The sequence below is a fragment of the Klebsiella grimontii genome (assembly GCF_900200035.1).
Lineage (GTDB): Bacteria > Pseudomonadota > Gammaproteobacteria > Enterobacterales > Enterobacteriaceae > Klebsiella > Klebsiella grimontii.
Genome location: NZ_FZTC01000019.1, coordinates 574,071 through 596,892 on the forward strand (window position 1 = coordinate 574,071; position 22,822 = coordinate 596,892).

19 protein-coding genes are annotated in these 22,822 nt (G+C 59.4%); 7 read left to right on the forward strand and 12 right to left on the reverse strand.

The features are described from left to right. Positions 1-2: 2 nt before the first annotated feature. Entirely contained in the window at positions 3-623 is a 621-nt protein-coding gene (locus KOSB73_RS17505) for a malonate decarboxylase holo-ACP synthase (RefSeq protein WP_049086384.1), read from the forward strand. After that, positions 620-1,522 (forward strand): malonate decarboxylase subunit epsilon, encoded by a 903-nt coding sequence (mdcH, locus tag KOSB73_RS17510; RefSeq protein WP_098140748.1) that lies wholly within the window; start codon positions 620-622, stop codon positions 1,520-1,522. The genes KOSB73_RS17505 and mdcH overlap by 4 nt, the downstream gene beginning before the upstream one ends. Here mdcH and KOSB73_RS17515 read toward each other — a convergent pair. The 4 genes from KOSB73_RS17515 to KOSB73_RS17530 all read right to left on the reverse strand — a co-directional run bounded on the left by KOSB73_RS17515 (position 1,512) and on the right by KOSB73_RS17530 (position 6,464). Then, complete coding sequence (locus KOSB73_RS17515; protein ID WP_004135593.1) at positions 1,512-2,438, reverse strand: LysR family transcriptional regulator; 927 nt, start codon at positions 2,436-2,438, stop codon at positions 1,512-1,514. The genes mdcH and KOSB73_RS17515 overlap by 11 nt on opposite strands. Positions 2,439-2,653: 215 nt before the next feature. After that, positions 2,654-4,309 (reverse strand): malate dehydrogenase (quinone), encoded by a 1,656-nt coding sequence (mqo, locus tag KOSB73_RS17520; RefSeq protein ID WP_004135591.1) that lies wholly within the window; start codon positions 4,307-4,309, stop codon positions 2,654-2,656. 286 nt (positions 4,310-4,595) lie between these two features. Beyond that, positions 4,596-5,501: an N-acetylmuramic acid 6-phosphate etherase gene (locus KOSB73_RS17525; RefSeq protein ID WP_082237099.1), complete on the reverse strand. Its 906-nt coding sequence runs from the start codon at positions 5,499-5,501 to the stop codon at positions 4,596-4,598. 222 nt (positions 5,502-5,723) lie between these two features. Then, positions 5,724-6,464, reverse strand: a complete 741-nt coding sequence (locus KOSB73_RS17530; protein WP_049088930.1) for an SDR family oxidoreductase — start codon at positions 6,462-6,464, stop codon at positions 5,724-5,726. A 107-nt stretch (positions 6,465-6,571) separates the two neighbouring features. On the opposite strand from KOSB73_RS17530, the gene KOSB73_RS17535 reads away from it, so the two are divergent. From KOSB73_RS17535 to dcuR, 3 genes are all read left to right on the forward strand, one after another. Then, complete coding sequence (locus KOSB73_RS17535) at positions 6,572-7,468, forward strand: LysR family transcriptional regulator (protein ID WP_024358020.1); 897 nt, start codon at positions 6,572-6,574, stop codon at positions 7,466-7,468. Positions 7,469-7,575: 107 nt separating this feature from the next. Continuing rightward, positions 7,576-9,195, forward strand: a complete 1,620-nt coding sequence (locus tag KOSB73_RS17540) for a sensor histidine kinase (protein WP_049086138.1) — start codon at positions 7,576-7,578, stop codon at positions 9,193-9,195. Beyond that, a complete protein-coding gene (dcuR, locus tag KOSB73_RS17545; protein WP_004119659.1) occupies positions 9,192-9,911 on the forward strand; it encodes a two-component system response regulator DcuR in 720 nt (239 codons plus the stop codon). Before KOSB73_RS17540 ends, dcuR begins: the two co-directional genes overlap by 4 nt. On the opposite strand, the gene KOSB73_RS17550 is transcribed toward dcuR, so the two are convergent. Next, positions 9,892-10,842 carry an FAD:protein FMN transferase gene (locus KOSB73_RS17550; protein WP_024358018.1) on the reverse strand — a complete coding sequence of 317 codons (951 nt, stop codon included), beginning with the start codon at positions 10,840-10,842 and terminating at the stop codon, positions 9,892-9,894. The genes dcuR and KOSB73_RS17550 overlap by 20 nt on opposite strands. A gap of 67 nt (positions 10,843-10,909) precedes the next feature. Further along, positions 10,910-13,687: a flavocytochrome c gene (locus KOSB73_RS17555; protein ID WP_049088950.1), complete on the reverse strand. Its 2,778-nt coding sequence runs from the start codon at positions 13,685-13,687 to the stop codon at positions 10,910-10,912. Positions 13,688-14,314: 627 nt separating this feature from the next. On the opposite strand from KOSB73_RS17555, the gene KOSB73_RS17565 reads away from it, so the two are divergent. Beyond that, positions 14,315-15,820: an anion permease gene (locus KOSB73_RS17565; protein ID WP_024358016.1), complete on the forward strand. Its 1,506-nt coding sequence runs from the start codon at positions 14,315-14,317 to the stop codon at positions 15,818-15,820. A 52-nt stretch (positions 15,821-15,872) separates the two neighbouring features. Continuing rightward, positions 15,873-17,528, forward strand: coding sequence for a class I fumarate hydratase FumA (gene fumA, locus KOSB73_RS17570; RefSeq protein WP_064342768.1), 1,656 nt, complete (start codon positions 15,873-15,875; stop codon positions 17,526-17,528). Between the two features lie 83 nt (positions 17,529-17,611). Here fumA and pcaC read toward each other — a convergent pair whose 3' ends face one another. Genes pcaC through KOSB73_RS17600 form a run of 6 tightly spaced genes read right to left on the reverse strand, consistent with a single transcriptional unit; the run spans position 17,612 to position 22,670 of the window. After that, positions 17,612-17,995, reverse strand: coding sequence for a 4-carboxymuconolactone decarboxylase (pcaC, locus tag KOSB73_RS17575; protein WP_004135574.1), 384 nt, complete (start codon positions 17,993-17,995; stop codon positions 17,612-17,614). Then, positions 17,985-18,752, reverse strand: a complete 768-nt coding sequence (pcaD, locus tag KOSB73_RS17580; RefSeq protein WP_024358014.1) for a 3-oxoadipate enol-lactonase — start codon at positions 18,750-18,752, stop codon at positions 17,985-17,987. Before pcaD ends, pcaC begins: the two co-directional genes overlap by 11 nt. After that, entirely contained in the window at positions 18,742-20,094 is a 1,353-nt protein-coding gene (locus KOSB73_RS17585) for a 3-carboxy-cis,cis-muconate cycloisomerase (RefSeq protein ID WP_098065843.1), read from the reverse strand. The genes pcaD and KOSB73_RS17585 overlap by 11 nt, the downstream gene beginning before the upstream one ends. Positions 20,095-20,103: 9 nt before the next feature. Continuing rightward, complete coding sequence (gene pcaF / locus KOSB73_RS17590; protein WP_098140749.1) at positions 20,104-21,306, reverse strand: 3-oxoadipyl-CoA thiolase; 1,203 nt, start codon at positions 21,304-21,306, stop codon at positions 20,104-20,106. Positions 21,307-21,316: 10 nt separating this feature from the next. After that, positions 21,317-21,973 carry a 3-oxoacid CoA-transferase subunit B gene (locus tag KOSB73_RS17595; protein WP_064411761.1) on the reverse strand — a complete coding sequence of 219 codons (657 nt, stop codon included), beginning with the start codon at positions 21,971-21,973 and terminating at the stop codon, positions 21,317-21,319. 10 nt (positions 21,974-21,983) lie between these two features. Next, on the reverse strand, positions 21,984-22,670 hold the full coding sequence (locus tag KOSB73_RS17600) for a 3-oxoacid CoA-transferase subunit A (protein WP_024358011.1): 687 nt from the start codon (positions 22,668-22,670) through the stop codon (positions 21,984-21,986). Between the last annotated feature and the right edge of the window lie 152 nt (positions 22,671-22,822).

Here is a 22,822-nt window from a genome sequence, read left to right on the forward strand (position 1 = left end):
CGATGTCATTAACGCCGCGTCCTCACGATTTAATCTGGTTGAATAATGCCGCCGCGCTCGAGGCGATTGAGGAGCCCTGGGTCGCACAGCACTGGCGTATTAGCCTGCCGGTGGTGGTACGACGCGACGTTGACGCCGACGCCCGCGTTCCGGTGGGCGTACGGGGTATGAAACGCGAGCAGCGGGCCGCAGGCTGGGTACAGAGGGAAAATATCGTCCGTACCGTCAGCCCGGAAGCCCTCGCCGACCGCCAGCTGCTCCTGCGCTCGCCGTTTGTCTCTCAGCCGCCGGTTCAGGCGGCGATATCACTGACCTTACATCCCTGGCCGTGGCGCTGGGGCATTACCGGCGGTACCGGCTACGCGCTGGCCACCGAAATTCCCGTGCTGCACGCCGCCAGCGATCTCGATCTGCTGATCCGCGCGCCGCTGCCGCTTCCCCGCGAGGCGCTGCTCGCCTGGCAGTCCCGCGTCGCGCAGCTGCCGTGCCGGGCGGATACCCAGGTCGAAACGCCCGTCGGGGCGTTTGCGCTAAACGAGTGGCTGCGCGATGGCCGCGTCCTGCTGAAAACGTCCCGCGGCGCGCGCCTGACCGCGTCGCCGTGGAACAGGGAGGAAGCATGAAAATTCTCTTTACCTTTCCCGGTCAGGGAAACCAGCGGCCGGATATGCTGGCCGACCTTCCCGACCGCCAGAATATTCTCGCCGAAGCGCGGACCGTGCTCGGCGAAGAAGTAGACCATTTAGATAGCGCCGCCGCGTTAAAACACACGCGCGCGGTGCAGCTGTGCCTGCTGATCGCAGGCGTCGCCTGGGCGCGAGAACTGCGGCGTCACGGAGTGAATCCGGACATGGTCAGCGGCCTGTCGATTGGGGCTTTCCCGGCGGCGGTGATTGCCGATGCGCTGGCGTTTAGCGACGCCCTGCGGCTGGTGGCGCTACGCGGCGATTTAATGGAGCAGGCTTATCCCCACGGCTACGGGCTCACCGCCATTATGGGCCTGACGCTCGACCGCGTGGAACAGCTGATTGCCGACAGCGACCTCTATATCGCCAACCTTAACGCCGAAACGCAGATTGTGATTGCCGGACGCGACGACGAGATGGCGCGCGTGGCCCATCTGGCGCTGGCGGCTGGGGCCAGTAAAGCTCAGCGGCTGGCGGTTAGCGTCCCTTCCCACTGCGCGCTGCTGAATGAACCGGCGGCTAAGCTGGCAAAAGCCTTCTCTGACGTCACGCTGCAACGACCGCGCTGCGCGTATCTGAGCGGCTCCACGGCGCGCGTGTTATGGGACCCGTTGCGAATAGCCGACGATCTGGCGCTGAATATGGCGCGAACCGTGCGCTGGCAGGAGGCCACGATCGCCGCCGATGAACGGGACGCGCGGCTGGCGATCGAGATGCCCCCCGGCGGCGTGCTGACCTGCCTCACCCGCCAGGCGGGCTGGCAGGGAGAGTGCATTTCGCTGGAGCGCAGCGGTATCGACGTCGCCCGTCACCTGGCGAACCGGCTTAACGGCTGAGGCTGCGGGCGTACATCCGCCCTTCAGCCGCCAGCGCCAGCAGGTCGGCGTCGCGCTCGCGATGGTGCGAGTAGACAATGGAGATCAGCTGGCGCATCTGATACGGCTCCGCCAGCTTCAGCAGCTGAACATCGTTTTCATAGACCTTTTTCATGCGGCCCGGCAGCAGGGCAAAGCCTACCCCCGCCTGCACCAGGCTAATCATCGAAAAGATATCATTCACTCGGGTGACGATTTCAGGCTCAAATCCGGCCACCTGAAAAGCGTCCTGAAATCCGGCATAGGTGGCGAAACCTTCCGCCAGCGAAACGAACTTACGCCTGGCGTAATCGCGTAGCTCGGCGGGGGCGGTGGTATCGAGCTGCTCCGTCGCCGGAGCGGCGAGGAAGATATCATCCTCAAACAGCGGGACCACATCAAACGCCGAATTATTGAATTCACCTTCATTGGTGGCGATCAGGATCGCATCGAGCGCGTCATCTTCGAGCATATCCAGCAGCATCTGATTGGAGCCCATGGTGAGATCGAGCTCCAGTTCCGGACGACGCAGCTTCATGCCCATAATAATGCGCGGCACGGTTTCAAGGGTCAGCGAGTACAGCGTACCGATCCGCAGCCGCCCCTGCCCGACGCCGGCTACTTTGCGCGTCGCCTCCAGCCCGCGGGTCATCAGGCTCATCACATCCTGGCAGTACTCCAGCAGCGTCCACGCCGCCGGCAGCGGCAGCAGATTGCGCCCTTTATGAATAAACAGCGGACAGCCGACGCCCTCTTCCAGGGTATGCAGCGCCCGGTGAACGCTAACGCCGCTCAGCTGCATAGCTTCAGCGGTTCTGGCGATATTGCCCTTAGCCATAAACATCATAAATACCGACAGCTTGCGGAAGGTGATGTCCTGATTAATGTCGTCTTTCATTGCCCTGCGCTCCGCATTTCGGTCTTCACCTGCATTTTCTTTCGTAATTTCAAGACAGTATAACCGCAATTAACGAATGAAGGATTAGCCGGAAGGGGGATATCAGCGCGAGGAGAGGGATAATGACAATGTATCGTTTTCGCCGGGACGGCGAAGGGAGGCCCGTGGGCCCGGTGAGGCATCAGCCGCCACCGGGCAATGTCAACGGCGCGGGCTTACAGCGCCATATCGTGCTGCGGCGACGTTTCCGCCTTCGGCTCTGCCGGTTTGGCGGTCATCACCGGCGCGGTGGCGTTCATCTCAATTACCGGCGGTTTGGTCAGCTGCAGCGCAGCCGCGGTGTCATCCCAAACCTGCTGGGTCAGCGCGACGTTGCCGTTCAGCTTCTGACCGTAGCTCGGTACGATATCGTGAATACGGCGCTGCCATTCCGCCGAATTAAACTGCTCAGGGAACATCTGCTTAATCACGTTCAGGGTAATCGGCGCGGCGGTAGAAGCCCCCGGCGAAGCGCCCAGCAGCGCGGAGATGGTTTTCTGCTCGTCGACCACCACTTCGGTGCCCAGCTTCAGCACGCCGCCCTTCTCTGCGTCTTTTTTGATGATCTGTACGCGCTGACCGGCCTGAATCAGCTTCCAGTCCTCTTTACGCGCGCTTGGGTAATACTCTTTCAGCGCCGCAAAACGATCGTCGTCGCTCAGCATCACCTGGCTGATGAGGTATTTCACCAGATCGAAGTTGTCCAGACCCACGTGGGTCATCGGCAGCACGTTATCGGTGGTGGTGGTGCTCAGCAGGTCAAGGAACGAACCGTTTTTCAGGAATTTGGTCGAGAAGGTGGCGAATGGCCCAAACAGCACCACGCGCTTGCCGTCGAGGAAACGGGCATCAAGGTGCGGAACCGACATCGGCGGCGCGCCCACCGAGGCCTGACCGTAAACTTTTTGCTGGTGCGCTTTGGTCACCGCCGGGTTTTCGGTCATCAGGAAGGAACCGCCTACCGGGAAGCCGGCGTAATTATCCGCTTCCGGAATACCGGTTTTTTGCAGTAATTTCAGCGCGCCGCCGCCGGCGCCGATAAATACGTATTTCGCATCGATCGCCTGCTCCTCGCCGCTATTCACGTTTTTAATCGTGACGTGCCAGGAATTATCGGCGTTGCGTTTAAAATCGGTGACTTCTGAAGAAGTTTGCAGCGTGAAGTTGTTATTTTTCTTCAGGCTACCGATCAGCTGGCGGGTTATTTCCCCATAGTTAACGTCGGTACCCACCGGGGTCCAGGTCGCCGCAACGCGCTGCTGCGGATCGCGCCCTTCCATCACCAGCGGCGCCCACTCTTTTATTTGCGCGTGGTCGGTAGAGAATTTCATCCCCTGGAATAACGTAGTCTGCTGCAGCGCAGCGTAGCGTTTTTGCAGATAATCGACGTTATCTCCCCAGACGAAACTCATGTGCGGGGTGGAGTTAATAAAGGAGTGCGGATCGTGCAAAATGCCGCGTTTGACCTGCGCCGTCCAGAACTGGCGGGAGATCATAAACTGTTCGTTAATATCCAGCGCTTTGCTGACGTCAATGGTGCCGTCCGGGCGTTCCGGCGTATAGTTCAGCTCCATATTCGCCGAGTGTCCGGTACCGGCGTTGTTCCAGCCGTTAGAGGACTCCAGCGCGACGCCATCCAGCTTCTCAACCATGACCTGCTTCCAGTCCGGCTGGAGTTCATGCAGCCAGGTCCCCAGCGACGCGCTCATAATGCCGCCGCCAATCAGCAGGAAATCGGTTTTTTTCGAGGTATCGTCGTTTGCGAAAGTCGCCGTACTGACGAACATCGCTAATGCGGTCATAGATATAATCGTATTTTTAATTGCAGGCATAATAGAAATATCACATAGCACAAGTGTAATAAGAGCGGACATATTAACGCACTTTTACTTTATTTTAAAATATCATTTACACTTTCGCACACATAGCTAATTACCATTAACCTGGTTTTTTAACTTAAAAAAGTAAAAACAACGCCGACATGGAGAATAGGGAAAGCAATAGCGATTTACCCGCGCAGGAATAAAAAAAATAAAAGGATAAAAGGTGGGGAATAACGCCAGCGCTATAGGCGAATTAAATTATCACCCGGCGCGAATACGCGCCGGGTGCGTTCATTCAGGCGACCGTCTGCGCCGCGCGCAGCGCAATCCGCAGATGGTCGTTATGCTCTGCCAGCCGCTCGCGCGCCTGCCAGGCATCCAGCCCGCTGAGTAACATGAATATCGCCGTCCGGCAGTGCTGATTGCAGCTGGCCAGCGCGGCTTTGGCCTCGCTGCGCGAGCACGCCGTCGCCGCCATCACGATGGCTATCTGCCGCTCGGCCTCGTGCGGGGTACTGGCCTGCAGATCGACCCGCAGATTTTGATATACCCGTCCCGCGCGAATCGCCAGCCCGGTGGTCAGCATGTTAAGGATCTGCCGCTGCGCGATTTGCGCTTTCGGATTACCAAAGCCCGCCACCGCCTCCGGCCCGGTTTGCGGGGCGATGATGATATCCGCCAGCTGCGCGGCTTCGCTCGCGGCCTGCTGCGTCACAACCGCAATCGGCGCGCCCAGCGACCAGGCGTGGCGCATCGCGCCCCAGACCCATGGCGTTTTACCGCTGACCGTCAGCGCCAGCAGCATATCCTGGTTGCTGAACTGCAGCGCCTGAAGTTCAAAAGCCCCAAGGTTGTAGTTATTCGCCGCGGCGTCCCGCTCCTGGCGGGCGGCGGTCGGCCCGCCGGCAATCAGCCCGACCAGCGAATGTTTTCCCTCCGGGGTAAATTCACTCACCGCCTGCACGGCGGCATGGCCCGATGCCCCGGCCCCCACAATCACCAGCCGCCCTCCCCGGCTGAGCGTCGCCGTCGCGTTATCAATCAGGCGCGCGATCGCCGGCAAACAGGCCTCAATGGCATCGGCAATCCGCTTATCATCCTTGTGCAGCAGCGTCAGCATATCGAGGGTGGCAAGACTATCAATATGGGTGGTTTCAGGGTGGCGTCGTTCCATCATTGAAGCGGTTGGCTTACTGCTCATAAAAACCTCCATTTAAACGCGAAAGAACCTTCTGGGACGAAAGCGCAGGCCTGAGGCAAACCCTTTCATTGACCATGGCTATTAATGGCAGTGTAAAGCTTAAGCGACGCGCTTTACCGCCACCGAAGTCACAGTTTTCGCCCCCCTGAAGCCATTCAGCTGCCGATTGGTCGTTATCCAACCACAGGCGCGACGAGGTTAAGCTAAGACGTCAAGGATGAATTAGCGCAGGGTCAGCCCGCCATCAACGGCGTACTGGCCTCCGCTGACGAATGACGCCGCGTCGGAAAGCAGAAACAGCGCCACTTCAGCCGCTTCAGCCGCCGTCCCCTGACGGTGAAGCGCCAGGCGACTGACCACCGAGGCTTCAAACTCGCGGCGCGCCTCATCGCGCATAAAATGACGAAAATCGGTATCAATCGGACCGGGAACCAGGGCGTTGACGCGGATATTTTTTTCCCCTAACGCCGATGCCCAGCAGCGGGTTAATGAAATCAGCGCCCCTTTTGTCGCCGAATAGAGGCTCGCCGCCGCGGCCCCCTCATAAGCGGAAGTGGATGCCGTCACCACCACCGAGGCCCCCGGATTAAGCTTCCCGGCGAGCGCCGCCATCTGAAGAACCGGCCCGCGCACGTTGGTCGCCATCATGTGATCAAAGGCCGCGGCATCAATCTGCGATAGCTCCCCAACGGCGGCATATCCAGCATTGAGCCACAGACCATCAAGCCCGCCGGAGGCGTGAATTTCCTCGGCCAGCGCCGCGCCGGTCAGGGGATCGCTGGCATCGTTGTCGATGACCCTGGCCCGATCCGAGAGCTGTCGGCGTAGCAGCGCCAGCCGCCGGGGATCGCGCCCGGTAGCAATCACCCAACCGCCTTCGCGATCGATACGCTGTGCTCCGGCAAGCCCGATCCCGCTGGTCGCGCCGGTGATAAGAACTCTTTTTGCGCTAAATCTCGCCATCGTCGTTTCCCCTGTCCGTTAAATGATATTCATCAGGATGGTAACCAGCGGGGGACTATTTGATAATATGCCTATTATCAACAAGACTGTTTGGGGAAATCGCCATAATGCGGGGAAGTGATTTTGCGGAATTAAAAGCCTTCGCGATGGTCGTTGAGCAAGGCAGCTTTACCCGGGCGGCGGCGCACCTCGGCGTTACGACCTCCACCTTAAGCGCAACCATCCGCCGACTTGAGGAGCGCATCGGCGTACGTTTATTACACCGAACCACGCGCAGCGTCGCGCCGAGCGAGGCCGGTAAACGCATGATGCAGCGGCTGGCCCCTGCGCTGGCGGCACTGGAAGACGCGGTGACCGATGCCCAGACGGCCAGCGCGCCTGCGGGCCGCCTGCGCCTCAATGTTTCGCGCATCGCCGCGATTCATTATCTGGCGCCGGTACTGGGGGGCTTTATGCAGCGCTACCCCAAAATTGAGCTGGATATCGTCACTGATGACGCTTTGGTCGATATCGTTTCGGCAGGTTTCGATGCCGGAATTCGTCTCGGTGAAAAGCTCCATCAGGATATGGTTGCCGTCAGGCTGAGCGGTGACCTCGAAATGAAAGTCGTCGCCTCGCCGCGCTACCTGGCGCAGGCGCCGCAGCTTCATAAACCGCAGGATTTGCTGCAGCATCCCTGCCTGACCTATCGAAGGCCAAGCGACGCCAGCGTGTATCGCTGGGAGTTTCAGCGCGACGGCGAAAGCTGCGAGATTGCGGTCAAAGGCCCCATCGTGGTCGATGAGCCGGCCATGCTGACGCCATTGGCGCTCGCAGGCGCAGGCGTTGCGTATCAGTTTGCCCATCAGGTTGATCCCTGGCTGGCGACGGGCCAGCTGGTTCAGCGATTAAAAGAGTGGACCCCGGCTTTCCCCGGTTTTTACGTTTACTACCCCAGCCGTAGGCAAATGGCATCGCCGCTGCGGGCGTTTATCGACTATCTGCTGGCCGTCGGCGGCAGATAGCGACCGCCTGCTTGGCGATCAGGCTGATTTTGCTTTTATTACACGGCTTTATGAAAGGTGCTGGTTCAGCGATAATACCTGTCTAAACGTTTTGTCCTGGGGTGGGTATGAATGAATTCGCGCAGCCGGCATCGCCCGCGCGTAAACGCGCAATGAGTATGAAGCTGAGCACCGCCGTGACCTTAATGATCGGCAGCGTCATCGGTTCAGTACTGATTCTGGTCTATGCCCTGTGGTTTATGCAGATTAGCGGCGCAACCCGCGACGGCGTCAAAGATACGGCGCTGGCGGTGGCGCGGACGCTGGCCGACGCCCCGGAAGTCAAGCGCGGCCTGACGCTGCCGCCGGAGAGCGGTATTATCCAGCCGCTGGCGCTGGCCGTCGCCAGACGCAATGGCCTGCTGTTTGCCGTCGTCACCAATATGGACGGTATTCGCTACTCGCATCCCAATAGCCAGATTATCGGCAAACCCTTTATCGGCGAGGACATCCGGCCCACGCTGGCGGGCAAGGAGAACGTCGCCGTCAACCACGGCGTGCTGGCTCCGGCGCTGCGGGTCTTCACCCCGGTGTTTGACGACAGCCGCCGGCAAATCGGCGTGGTGGCGATTGGCATTTCGCTGAGCAAAGTGGATACACAGATCGCCGCCAGCCGCTGGGACGTGATCCTGACCGTGCTGTTCAGCGCGGTTGTGTGCGCCGTCGGCACCTGGAGCCTGGTCCGCGGCCTGAAGCGTGTTCTGCTGGGCCTCGAGCCGCAGGAGATCTCAACGCAGTTCCAGCAGCGCCAGGCGATGCTGCACTCTTTAAAAGAGGGCGTGGTGGCGGTGGACGCCGACGGCCAGGTGACGCTGATTAACCCCGCCGCGCGCGATATCCTGTTCAGCGGCCCCGATAGCGACATCGCGCAAACGCCGCTGCTGGCGGATTTGCAGGAGGTTCTGCAAACCGGCGAGCCGATTTACGATCGCGAGCTGGGGTGCAACGGTCTGCTGCTGATCAGCAACACGGTTCCCGTTCGCGACGAGGATGACGTGGTCGGCGCGATCAGCACCTTTCGTGACAAAACCGAAGTTAGCCAGCTGCTGCAGCGGCTCGACGGGATGGTGAACTATGTCGATGCCCTGCGCACCACGTCGCATGAATTTATGAATAAGCTGCACGTGATTCTCGGCCTGTTGAATATGAAAAGCTACGACAAGCTGGAGGAGTACGTGCTGCAGACCGCCCACACCTATCAGGCGGATATCGGCGAAATCCAGCACCGGATTAAATCACCGGTGGTGGCCGGCTTTTTGATCGGCAAAATTCAGCGCGCTAAGGAGCGGGGTTTTACCCTCACTCTCGCCGAAGAGAGCCTGGTGCCCGACTGCCCGAATGAAAAACAGATCACCGTGCTGGTCACGGTACTGGGCAATTTAATCGAGAACGCGCTGGATGCCATGAGCGGCCAGGCCGAAGGCGAGGTCAGCCTGCTGCTGCACTATCAGAACGGCTGGCTAAGCGGCGAAGTCAGCGATGATGGTCCCGGTATCCCGGAAGCCTTTATCGATGATATTTTTAATAAGGGCTTCTCGACTAAAGGCGAAAACCGCGGCGTCGGGCTGTTTCTCGCCAGCCAGCAGCTTCGCGAACTCGGCGGGTCGCTGGCCGTAGAATCCGAACCCGGCGTGTTTACCCAATTTTTCGTTCATCTCCCGTGGGACAGTAAAAGGAAAAGTGCGTGATAAATGTATTAATTGTTGACGATGATGCCATGGTTGCCGAACTGAACCGCCTGTACGTGGGGCGAGTCAGCGGCTTCCGCTGCAGCGGCACGGCGTCGACGCTGAGTAAAGCCAGGGAGATGGTTAACGACAAGGATCTGGAGATCGATCTGGTGCTGCTGGATGTCTACATGCAGCAGGATAGCGGTCTCGATCTGCTGCCCGCCATTCGCGCTTCCGGGCGGGCTATCGACGTGATAATGATTACCTCTGCCGCCGACGCCGCGACGGTTCAGGCTTCCATGCGCTACGGCGTGGTGGACTATCTGATCAAACCCTTCCAGTTTCCGCGTTTTGAAGAGGCGCTGACCGCCTGGCGCGAAAAACGCAAGCTGATGACCGGTCAACCCTATTATGAACAAGCGGACGTCGACCGGCTGCTCCACGGCGGCGTGCCGGAAGCCGCCGATTCGCGCAAGTTACCAAAAGGCCTGACGCCGCAGACGCTGCGTACCCTCTGTCAGTGGATTGATGCCCATCCGGATGTGGAGTTCTCCACCGACGAGCTGGCGGCAGCGGTAAATATATCCCGGGTATCATGCCGTAAATACCTGATTTGGCTGGCGCAAATTAACATTCTTTATACCAGCATTCACTATGGCGCCACCGGACGCCCGGTGTATCGCTACCACCTGATAGCCGAGCAGTACGGCCTGCTTAAGCAGTACAGCCAGTAAGCCGGTAGCCGTCATCCAGCAGTTGAAAGCGGAAACGGCGCTGTGAAGAGAGGATAACGTCGCGGTTTTTGGTGACGAAAATCGCTTCGATATCCTCGCGCTGGCGCAGCGCCGCGCATCCCTTCTCTACGCCGAGGCCGTAGATCAGGGTGGTCCAGATATCGCCGTCCAGCGAGTCGGCGGAAATAATCGTTACGCTTTCCAGCTCGTTATCCAGCGGGTAGCCGCTGCGCGGGTCGAGAATATGGTGCCAGCGTTTGCCGTCCTGCTCAAAGTAGCGTTCGTAAATGCCCGAGGTCACCACCGATTGCCCCGCCACCGCAATGCTGCCAATCAGCGCATCCGCCGCCGAGTACGGTTTTTTCAACCCGATAGACCATTCGCCCAGCGTGTGGACGTTGCCGCCGAGATTAATCAGCGCGGCGCTCACGCCCTGTTGCCGCAAATAATCGCGCACCCGGTCGGCGATATAGCCTTTCGCGATGGCCCCCAGGTCAATCTCCATTCCCGCGCGGGCAAGATAGACGCTGCCGGCGGCGTCATCGAGGATCACATCCTGCGGACGCGTTAACGTCAGGCGAGCGGCAATGTCCTGTGCGGCGGGCACGCTCTGCCCCTGGAAGCCGATGCGCCACAGCTTCACCAGCGGACCGATCGCCAGGTTAAAGGCGCTGTCCCGTACCATGCTAGCGGCTTTGGCGCATTTAATCAGCGCATACACCGGGCGGCTCACCGTCACCGGATGCCGCCCGGCGGCATGGTTGATATCCATCACCTGGGACTGCGCGCGGTTAACGGTGAAAAGATCTTCATAGCCTTTAATCAGCTGAAAGACGCGGGAGGCGAGCGGTTCATCGTGAACGTAGAGCTTGAGGAGAATGGGCGACCCCATCAGTACGGCGGAGTAGCTGTAGACGCGGTTGTCGGACATATCGCCCTCCTCAGAGAGATAAGAAGCCGGGCCGTCAATTTGCCAGCCCGGCGGGGGTCGCTGACGCTTAACTTCTGGCGCGTTTCGCCGCCTGATGGCCCGCGAGGGTCCCGAAGATAATGATATCGGCCACCGCGTTGCCGCCGATGCGGTTACCGCCGTGAATGCCGCCCACCACTTCGCCCGCGGCAAAAGCGCCCGCAATCACCTGATGACCGGCGTTTAGCACCGCGGTATCGGTGTTAACGGTCACGCCGCCCATGGTGTGGTGAACCCCCGGCGCGATACGAATCGCATGGTAAGGGCCTTCATTGATCGGCGCGCGCAGCGCGGTGGTACGGCCAAAGTCATCGTCATGCTGTTTTTCAACGAAGCCGTTGTAGCGCTCCAGCGTATTGAGGAAAGCATGGTAATCCATCCCCAGTTTCTCCGCCAGCTGGCGCGGCGAGCTGGCGCTGGTGACGAAACCTTTGGCGATGTACTCGTCGGCGGCTTTGTTTTTCGCCCGCACGTGCTCGTCAAAGACGATATACGCGAAGTGTTCAGGCAGCGCGATAATCGCGGCGGAGACCTTATCGCGGGTCTCCATTTCGTTGAAGAAGCGGTTGCCCTGCGGGTTCACCAGAATCGCCCCGCCGCCGCGAATCGATTCGGAAATCAGATACGAGGTTTGCTGCTCGACGGTCGGGTGGATCTGGATTTCGCCCATATCCACGGTGCCCGCGCCGATGCGTTCAAGCAGCGCGATACCGCCGCCGGTGGCCCCTTTATGGTTGGTGGTCACAAAACCCGCCAGATCCGGGCGGTATTTCACCACCATCGCGCTGTTGGCGCTGAAGCCGCCGGTGGCCACCACAATGCTCTTCGTCTGTACCACAACCGATTCGTTTTCATCGGTGAGCAGGCGCACGCCGCTGACCTCATCGCCGCTCATCAGGATCTCTTCCACCGACGTATCCAGCAGGACATCGATACCGCGTTTGGTGATATTACGCACCAGGCCGCTGATCAGGTAGCCGCCGACCGCCGACCCGTCGCGCGGACGGTGGGTACGGTCGATGCTCATCCCGCCGGTGGTGGTGATATCGTTAAGCATAATGCCGCGACGCGCCAGCCACTCAATGGCTTCCGGCGCATTCTCCACGAAGCGGCGCAGCAGCTGCGGGTCGTTTTTGTTTTTGCCGCCTTTCAGCGTTTCCTGGTAGAACAGCTCTTTGCTGTCCTCGATGCCTTTTACGCGCTGGAAGCGGGTTTCTGCGGCATTCATCCCGGCAGAGGCTTTGATGGTGTTGCCGCCGATGGTCGGCATTTTTTCAACGATCAGAACGCTCGCGCCTTCATCGTGCGCCTGGATCGCCGCCGCCAAACCGGCTCCGCCGCTGCCGACCACCACCACATCGTAGCTTTTCGGCGCCGCATCGCCCGCGCCCTCTTCGGCGGCCAGCGCTTTACTGGACTTCAGCATCGCTTTGGAAACCGCCTTTTTCACCGCTTCGCTCTGGCTGGTCGCGCCGGAAATCGCATCCACATGCGGGGTGTTGGCGCTGAGGATCCGCTCGCGGATCTCTTCAAAGCTGGTGGTGAACTCGATGGTCTGTACCGGGCTCGCCGCCAGGGCGATATCGGCGATGCGGTCGTTTTCCAGGCTGACGTTGATCACCAGTTCGTTGGCGTCGTCCTGAACGGTTTCGACGAACATCCCCGGTTTGAATTTGGCGTCGCCCATGCTCATATCGCGGATCATCGCCTCCACCAGCGAGAAGCGCCACAGCGGTTCCGGAATGTTCAGCGCTTCGCGCTGGGTGCTGTCAATAAATAGTTCCAGCTCTTCGCCAGCGGCAATGCGCGCGGTCCAGTCAGGATACGCGATACAGGCTCGGCCAACCGCCATCAGGTCGTAGCCGTGATCCAGCCCCTGCCCGGCATCGGCCGCGTTAACCACGCCGCCCACGCCCATCACCGGCACCTGCGCCAGGGTTTCAGAGCGCATGGCGCAGTATTTTTCAATCAGCGGCGTGGGATCGCTGGTATCCACGATAGAGGGGCGCAGCGTGGCGCCAACCGAGAAGTGGAGATAGTCCACGCCGCGGGCGGCCAGTTTTTCCAGCAGGTACATGGTGTCAGCAAAACGGATGCCGGGGACTTCCATCTCTTCCGGGGAGAAACGGTAGCCGATAATAAAGGCGTCATCGGCGTACTGGCGGGCCATTTTGTGGGTGATGTCGAGCACCGCCAGCGGGAACCTGGCGCGATTATCGCGGCTGCCGCCCCACTCGTCGTCGCGCTGGTTAGAGTTTGGTGAATAAAACTGCTGGATCAGATAGGTGTTCGCGCCGTGAATTTCGACGCCGTCAAAACCGGCCTGAATGGCGCGGCGTACGCCTTCGCCAAACTTCGCGATCATACCTTCAACTTCTTCCCCGCTCAGAGCACGCGGCGTGGCTGCGCCATCGCGCGGCGCGGCAATTGCGCTCGGGGCGACCGGCTGGCGTCCGCCGATAAGCTGCGGGTCGACCATCCGGCCGCCGTGGTAGATCTGCAGAATCGCTTTTGAGCCTTCGGCCTTGATCGCCGCGGCGATTTTCGCCAGACCGGCCACTTTCTCATCATTATCGATACCGATAGCGCCGGGGAACGCCAGACCGTAATCATCGATAAAGCAGCATTCAACGATAATGGCGCCGATGCTGCCGGCGCGAGCGCGGTAGTACTCCACCAGTTCACTGGTCACGGTACCGTCAAAATAACCGGTGCAGGTGGTCATCGGCGCCATCAACAGGCGGTTTTTTAGCTCGGTGCCGTTCGGTAAAGTAAAAGGGTGTAAAATTCGTTGGTTACTGGTCATCATGACGCTCCAGATTTTAAATATTGAAAATTCAGAATTGGGTGACGGAATTATTTATACTTGTATTTAGTAATCCCTTAAGTCATGCCAATAATATAACGCTATTTTTAGTTACCAAAGTAATTACGTTAGTTAAAAAACTATTTAATACCAGCAATAACATCACTACCTCCTTTGTATTATTAATTAAAAATATTTTATTCACACAACAGAGATAAACGATAACAAACCGGAAACCATTGTTAACACATCCAGTTCAAGCAAAAGGAAATAAAAATATTACAATTCAAATAGATAAAATTAAAACTCATTATGCAAATCAATTAAAATTTAACATTTAGTCATATTTCCCACAAATTAACACCTCACTAAACAGGGTTATCCGCAATAATAAAAAAGTGTCTGACAACCCGCTTTTCTTGATCTCAATCAATTGCAACGGCGCATGAAAGCGCAATATATAAATAACCAAATATTTTAATTTAGCGCTCAGTAAACTGCGTTAAATAACGGTCAGCGCAATAACCACAACCGACAATTAATAATTAAAGAAACTTTCGAAACTAAAGAAATCGGACGGTTAACCGGTGACAAAACCTTATTTTTAACTACTTGCAGATACTCATTATGAAAGAGAAAAAGACAACCATACCGCCTGCCGGTGCAGCAAAAAATGCTGCTTATAAACGTCTGCTGATGATGGCGATGCCCATTATCGTTGCCGTTTTACTCTTATTCGTCCCGGTGCCTGAAGGGCTCCCCCCTTACGCCTGGCACTACTTTGCCATTTTCGTCGGCGTGATCGTCGGTCTGATCTTCGAACCGCTGCCCGGCGCGGTGATTGGTATTACCGGCGTCGTGGTCATCGCCCTGTGCAGCCAATGGCTACTCTTTAGCCCTGAACAGCTGGCCGCGCCGAACTTTAAGCTTGCCGGCGCCTCCTTCAAATGGGCGGTGAGCGGTTTCGGTAACTCCACCGTATGGCTTATCTTCGGTGCTTTCATGTTTGCCGCCGGCTACGATAAAACCCAGTTTGGCCGCCGTCTGGCGCTGATTCTGGTGAAATATCTCGGCCGCCGCAGCCTGACGCTGGGCTACGCCATTACCTTCGCCGACCTGCTGCTGGCGCCGTTCACGCCGTCCAATACCGCGCGCAGCGGCGGGACCATCTACCCGATTATCGCTAACCTGCCGCCGCTGTACGGCTCTAAACCTAACGACCCAAGCGCGCGCCGCATCGGCTCCTACCTGATGTGGGTGGCGATCACCGCCGCCTGTATCACCAGTTCGATGTTTCTCTCTGCGCTCGCGCCGAACCTGCTGGCGCTGGCGCTGGTGAAAAGCATCGTCGGCATTAATATCTCCTGGGGCACCTGGTTTATCGCCTTCCTGCCGCTGGGTATCCTGCTGATTCTGACGATGCCGCTGCTGGCCTACTGGTTCTACCCGCCGGAAGTAAAGGTCAACGATGAAGTGCCGCTGTGGGCCGCCCGCGAGCTGGAAAAACTGGGCCGCCTGTCGCGCAATGAAATCCTGCTGCTGGTCTTCGTCTGCTTCGCGCTGATGATGTGGATCTTCGCCGCCGAATGGATTGAACCAGCGCTGGCCGCCCTGCTGGTTATCGTGCTGATGCTGTGGACCGGCGTGCTCTCGTGGAACGATATCACCAGCAACAAAGCGGCGTGGAATACCTTTGCCTGGTTCGCCACTCTGGTGGCGCTGGCCGACGGCCTCTCCTCCACCGGTTTTATCGCCTGGCTGGGTAAAGAGGGCGGCGCGCTGATGAGCGGCATCTCCCCGGGCGTCGCGACCGTCGTCCTGCTGCTGGCGTTCTATCTGCTGCATTATCTGTTTGCCAGCACCACCGCGCACACCACCGCACTGCTGCCGGCGATGCTGACTATCGCCTCCACCATTCCGGGGATGAATATGCAGGTCTTCGTGCTGCTGATGGTGACTTCGCTCGGCGTGATGGGGATCATCACCCCTTACGGCACCGGCCCCAGCCCAATTTACTACGGCAGCGGCTATCTGCCGACCAAAGACTACTGGCGTCTCGGCACGATTTTCGGCGCCATCTTCCTGGCCGCCCTGCTGCTGATTGGCTATCCGTGGATGTCCATGATGTTCTGATTCATAACCGTCGGGCTGAACCCCGGCGGTTTTACTCTTAGGGAGCAAAGCAATGTCGACTAAACCGTTTGTCTATCAGGAAGCGTTTCCGCTGGCAAAAGATAAGACTGAATACTATCTGCTAAGCAAAGAGCACGTCTCCATCGCCGAATTCGAAGGCCAGGAGATCCTCAAAGTAGACCCTCAGGCCCTTACCCTGCTGGCGCAGCAGGCTTTCCACGATGCGGCGTTTATGCTGCGCGTGTCCCACCAGAAACAGGTCGCGCAGATCCTTCTCGACCCTGAAGCCAGCGATAACGATAAGTATGTGGCGCTGCAGTTCCTGCGCAACTCTGACATCGCCGCCAAAGGCGTGCTGCCCACCTGCCAGGATACCGGCACGGCGATTATTATGGGCAAGAAAGGCCAGCGCGTGTGGACCGGCGGCGGCGATGAAGCGGCCCTCGCCCGCGGCGTCTATAACACCTATACCGAGGACAACCTGCGCTATTCGCAGAATGCGCCGCTGGATATGTATAAAGAGGTCAACACCGGCACTAACCTGCCTGCGCAAATCGACCTCTACGCTACCGACGGCGAGGAGTACAAATTCCTCTGCATCGCCAAGGGCGGCGGCTCGGCGAATAAAACCTATCTGTACCAGGAAACCAAAGCATTAATTACGCCGGCGAAGCTGAAAAACTACCTCGTCGAGAAGATGCGCACCCTGGGAACCGCCGCCTGCCCGCCGTACCATATCGCGTTCGTCATTGGCGGCACTTCGGCGGAGTCCACCCTGAAAACGGTTAAGCTGGCCTCTACCCACTATTACGACGAACTGCCGACCGAAGGTAACGAGCACGGTCAGGCCTTCCGCGATATTCAGCTGGAGCAGGAACTGCTGGCGGAGGCGCAAAACCTCGGTCTTGGGGCGCAGTTCGGCGGCAAATACTTCGCGCACGATATCCGCGTCATCCGCCTGCCGCGCCACGGCGCGTCGTGCCCGGTGGGCATGGGCGTCTCCTGCTCGGCGGATCGCAATATCAAAGCCAAAATCAACCGCCACGGTATCTGGATTGAGAAACTGGAGAGCAACCCGGGACAGTATATCCCTGAACACCTGCGCCAGCAGGGTGAAGGCAGGGTCGTCAGCATCAATCTTAATCAGCCGATGAGCGAGATTCTGGCCCAGCTTTCCGCCCACCCGGTCTCGACGCGTCTGACCCTCAACGGCACCATTATTGTGGCCCGCGATATCGCCCATGCGAAGCTGAAGGAACTTATCGATAACGGTGAGGAACTGCCGCAGTACGTCAAAGATCACCCGATCTACTACGCGGGTCCGGCGAAAACCCCGGAAGGCTATGCGTCCGGCTCCCTTGGCCCCACCACCGCTGGCCGCATGGACTCTTACGTCGATTTGCTGCAATCCCACGGCGCAAGCATGGTGATGCTGGCCAAAGGCAACCGCAGCCAGCAGGTCACCGACGCCTGCCATAAGCACGGCGGTTTTTACCTCGGCAGCATCGGCGGCCCGGCGGCGGTGCTGGCGCAGCAGAGCATCAAGAGCCTGGAGTGCGTGGCCTATCCTGAACTGGGGATGGAAGCCATCTGGAAAATCGAAGTGGAAAACTTCCCGGCGTTTATCCTCGTGGATGACAAAGGCAATGACTTCTTCCAACAGATCCAGAATAAGCAGTGCGCGGGCTGTTCACAGCAAAGAGGGTGATATTAACCGCCCCTGGCGGCGGGTCACTGTCGAAGGCCGTCGCATGACGGCCTGAGATGAGCGACAAACCTGCCGGGTGGCGGCTAAACAGCATCCATCTCATCAAATACCTGCTGCGCCAGGTGCATCGTGGCGTTGGCGGCGGGCAGGCCGCAGTAGAGCGCGGAGTGCATAATCAGCTCTTTTAGCTCATCGCGGGTGACGCCGTTGTTAAACGCCGCGCGCAGGTGCATTTTTAGCTCAGCTTCGCGGTTCAGGGCGATCAGCATGGCGATGGTGATCATGCTGCGAGTATGGTGATCGAGCCCCGGCCGGGTCCAGGTCTCTCCCCAGGCGTAGCGGGTAATGAAATCCTGGAACTCTTCATTCAGCGGCGTCAGCTTTTGCAGCGTCTTATCGACATGGGCATCGCCGAGCACCTTGCGCCGTACCTCCATTCCCCGCTGATAACGCTGCTTATCGTCCATGCTTTTCCCCCTGAACAAAACCCAGCAGCGCCGAGCTAAACGCTTTCGGCGCTTCGATATTCGATAGATGCGATGCCGCCAGTACAACCACTTCAGAGACCGGGATCTGCTGATGCAGAAAATCGGCATCCGCCACCGTTGTGACAGGGTCACTTTCCCCGGCGACAATCAGCACCGGAATCGGGATCTGCGCGACTTCTGCGCGCAGATCGGCGGCGGCCAGCGCTTCACAGCAGGCCGCATAGCCTTCCGCATCGATATGGGTCAACTGGTGACAGAGCGCGGCCACCACTTCCGGCGTCTTCTGACGAAACGCGTGGGTAAACCAGCGATCCGCCGCGCCTGCGGCCACCACTTCCATACCTTCCTGACGCACCGCGCGGGCGCGCGACAGCCAGCTTGCCTGGTCGCCAATACGCGCGGCGGTGTTGGCGACGACCAGCCCGTAAAAACGTTCCGGAGCAAAGCGTCCCAGCCACAGACCGGTCAGACCGCCCATAGAAATTCCGCAAAACCAGGCTTTGGCAATATTAAGATGATCGAGTAGCGCAACCACATCTTCGCCGAGCTGCGCCAGCGTCACTTTACCGTTTTTACGCGTGGCGCCATGACCGTGGGTATCGTAGCGCAGCACGCGAAAATGCTGCGTCAACGCCTCAAGCTGCGGCTGCCACATCGCCCGGGTGGTGCCCAGCGAGTTGGAGAGCACGATGACCGGCGCGTCTTGCGGCCCATCAATCTGATAATCAACATTCATGAAGTTGTTCCTTATAGCGCGCCACAACCTGGCGCACGAAGAGTGCCGAGCTGCCGGTCGCCGTCGTCGGATCCAGCAGTTGGGTTAAGCGGTCGGCGGAGAGATGTTCACTGACCTGCGGATCGTTTTCCAGTACGCTCTGCAGCGAACATGACGTATCCAGCGCCTGACGACACAGCGCCTCAATGCGATGATGAGCATCGGCTTTGCCGATAAACTCCGCCAGCGCCAGGGTCACGGCCTCCGCCATAATCAGGCCATGGGTGATCTCAAGGTCGGCGCGCATTTTAGGCGGGAAGACCTGCATATCGCGCACCAGCGCTTCGCTCTGCGCCAGCGCGCCGCCGACGAGGGTCATCAGCTCCGGCAGCGTTTCCCACTCCGCCTGCCAGCCGCCCAGCGCCCGCTCATGCTGCTGGATCTGCCCGGTATATAGCGTCGCCACCAGCCCCGGCGTACGCTGGGCGGCGGTCAAAATAGCGGCGCAGGCGATGGGATTGCGTTTGTGCGGCATGGTGGACGACCCGCCGCGCCCTTCAGCGACCGGCTCCGCCACTTCCGCCACTTCGCTTTGCATCAGCAGCGAAAAATCATTGGCGAATTTACCCAGCGTGCCGCAGACCCCCGCGTACCACGCTCCCACCTCCAGCAGCCGGTCACGCTGACTGTGCCAGGGTGTGTCCGGCAGCTGCAGGTCGAGGGTTTTCGCCAGCGCGATGGCGACCTGCGGCGCCTGGGTTTTAAGGGAGTCCAGGGTACCCGCCGCGCCGCCAAACTGCAGGGCCAGCACCCGCGAGCGCATCTCCCGCAGGCGCGTCTGCCAGCGCAGCAGCGCATCCAGCGTCCCGGCAAGCTTAAGGCCAAAGGTCACCGGTAGCGCGTGCTGCATCCAGGTCCGGCCCGGCATCACCGTATCCTGATATCGCTGTGCCTGGCTGGCCAACGCGTCGAGCAGACGCTGCAGCAGGGACTCCGTTTCCGCCAGCGCCCCGCGCAGCTGCAGGATAAAGCCGGTATCGATAGCGTCCTGGCTGGTCGCCCCCCAGTGAAGGTAGCGCGCCGCCGCTTCATCCCGTTCCCTGACCCGCGCGGTCAGCTGTTTGACCAGCGGGATCGCCAGATTTCCCGCGCTGGCGGCGGCCTGCCCCAGCGCGGCAAAATCGATGTTTTCGTGCCGGCAAGTCTCAAGAATCGGGGTCAGGGCCGCCTGCGGCACCAGGCCACATTCGACCTGGGCGCGCGCCAGCGCGGCTTCAAAATCCAGCATCCCCTGCACCCGCTGCGCGTCGCTGAACCAGGCGGTCAGCGGACTGGTGCGCATCATCGGGGTCAACAAACTCATTGTGGCTCCTTAAACGCGTTCAATAATCAGCGCGATCCCCTGACCGACGCCGATACACATGGTGCACAGCGCATAGCGCCCGCCGGTACGGCGCAGCTGATACGCTGCGGTCATTGCCAGACGACCGCCGGAAGCCCCCAGCGGATGCCCGAGGGCAATCGCGCCGCCGTTAGGGTTGACGTACGCCGCATCGTCGGGCAGGCCCAGATCGCGCGTCACCGCCAGCGCCTGAGCGGCAAAGGCTTCATTCAGTTCAATGACGTCCATCTGCCCAAGCGTTAGCCCGGTTTGCGCCAGCACCTTACGTACCGCCGGCGCCGGGCCAAATCCCATAATTCGCGGCGCAACGCCTGCCGTCGCGACGCCCACTACGCGCGCCAGCGGCTGTAAATCATTGGCGGCCAGCGCCTGCTCGCTGGCGAGCAGCAGCGCACAGGCGCCGTCGTTAACCCCGGAGGCGTTACCCGCCGTCACCGTACCGTCGGGGCGAACCACGCCGCGAAGCCTGGCCAGCGCATCCGCCGTGGTGCTGCGCGGATGCTCATCGCGGCTAAAGAGCAGCGGTTCGCCCTTGCGCTGCGGCACCGAGACGGCGATCAGCTCGTCGGCAAAACGCCCCGCCTCCTGCGCCGCCGCCGTACGCTGCTGGCTACGCAGCGCAAACGCATCCTGATCCGTCCGCGAAATGGCGAAATCGTCCGCCACGTTTTCCGCCGTTTCCGGCATCGAATCCACGCCGTACAGCGCTTTCATCTGCGGGTTAATGAAGCGCCAGCCGATGGTGGTATCTTCCATCCGCATCGTGCGGCTAAAGGCGCTTTCGGCCTTGCCCATCACAAATGGCGCCCGCGACATGCTCTCCACGCCGCCGGCGATCATCAGTTGAGTTTCGCCGCTTTTAATCGCGCGCGCTGCGATGCCGATCGCATCAAGGCTGGAACCGCACAGGCGGTTAACGGTACTGCCCGGTACGCTTTCCGGCAGTCCGGCCAGCAGCAGCGCCATACGCGCGACGTTGCGGTTATCTTCCCCCGCCTGGTTGGCGCAGCCGTAAATCACATCATCAATACGCGCCGGATCGAGTCCCGGGTTGCGTTCCAGCAGCGCTTTCAGCGGCAGCGCCGCCAGATCGTCGGCGCGCAGGGTGGCCAGGGTACCGCCAAAGCGACCGAACGGCGTGCGCACCGCATCACAGATAAATGCCTGATTCATCATAGGTTCCTTACGCGCTTTCCGCCAGTTGTGCAAAAGTCAGCGCCACCGGAGTGATGCGCTGCAGTTCCTCAAAAGAGAGGCCGTTGAAGATTTCCCGCACCACCGGGCCGCTTTCGCTGATATCGATGACCGCCAGGTCGGTGTAAATCCGGCTGACGCAGCCAACGCCGGTCAGCGGATAGGTGCAGTGCTCTACCAGCTTGCATTCCCCGTCGCGGGTCAGGTGATCCATCATCACGAAGACCTGACGAGCGCCAATGGCCAGATCCATCGCCCCGCCAACCGCCGGAATCGCGTCGGGCGCGCCGGTGCTCCAGTTCGCCAGATCGCCGCTGGCGGAAACCTGATAGGCGCCGAGCACGCAGATATCGAGATGGCCGCCGCGCATCATGGCGAAGGAGTCGCCGTGGTGGAAATAGCAGCCCCCCTCAAGCAAAGTCACATACTCTTTTCCGGCGTTAATCAGCTCCGGGTCCTCTTCGCCAGGCCGTGGCTTTGGCCCCATTCCCAGCAGGCCATTTTCGCTGTGCAGAAAGATTTCTTTATCAGCGGGAAGATAGTTAGCAATGCGGGTAGGCAAGCCGATCCCCAGATTGACATAAGCGCCTTCAGGTATATCGCGAGCCACGCGCTGGGCCATCTCATCGCGAGTCAGTTTTTGCATAATGGGGTCCTCAGGCGCTTTTAGCGGCAATCAGGTTTTCCAGGGAGAAGACGCGCTGAACAAAAATGCCCGGGGTAATGATGCTCTCCGGGTCAAGGCTACCGAGGGGCACCAGCTGCGAGACTTCCACGATAGTGGTTTTCGCGGCGGTCGCCATAATCGGGCCGAAGTTGCGCGCCGCCTTGCGGTATACCAGGTTTCCCCAGCGGTCGCCTTGATGGGCTTTGATCAACGCAAAGTCGGCCTTGATAGGATATTCGAGCACATAGTGACGCCCGTCGATCTCGCGGGTCTCTTTCCCTTCCGCCAGCGGCGTACCGTAGCCGGTTGGAGTGAAAACCGCGCCAAGGCCAGCCCCTGCCGCCTGAATACGCGCGGCGAGGTTGCCCTGCGGAACCAGCTCCAGCTCGACTTTGCCGCGGCGATAGAGATCGTCGAAAATCTGCGAGTCGACCTGACGCGGGAACGAGCAGATCATTTTGCGCACCCGCCCGGCCTTCAGCAGCGCCGCCAGGCCAACTTCGCCGTTGCCCGCATTGTTGTTGATAATGGTTAAATCGCGGGCCCCCTGTTCTATCAGAGCATCTATCAGGTACGTCGGCTGCCCGGCGGGGCCAAAACCGCCAATCATTATGGTCGCTCCGTCGTGGATCCCAGCGATGGCATCACGTAGCGTCGACACGCTTTTATCAATCATCAGGTCGCTCCTGTATGTGCGGTAATCGCACTTTTATTCGTTGTTCGCACAAAATGTGACCCGCTTAACGATGTCGGTCAAGGGCGATAATCGAAATATGGTGCGATAATCGAACATCGTGTATGTTTAGCGAAAGAATGTGATCGGCGGCA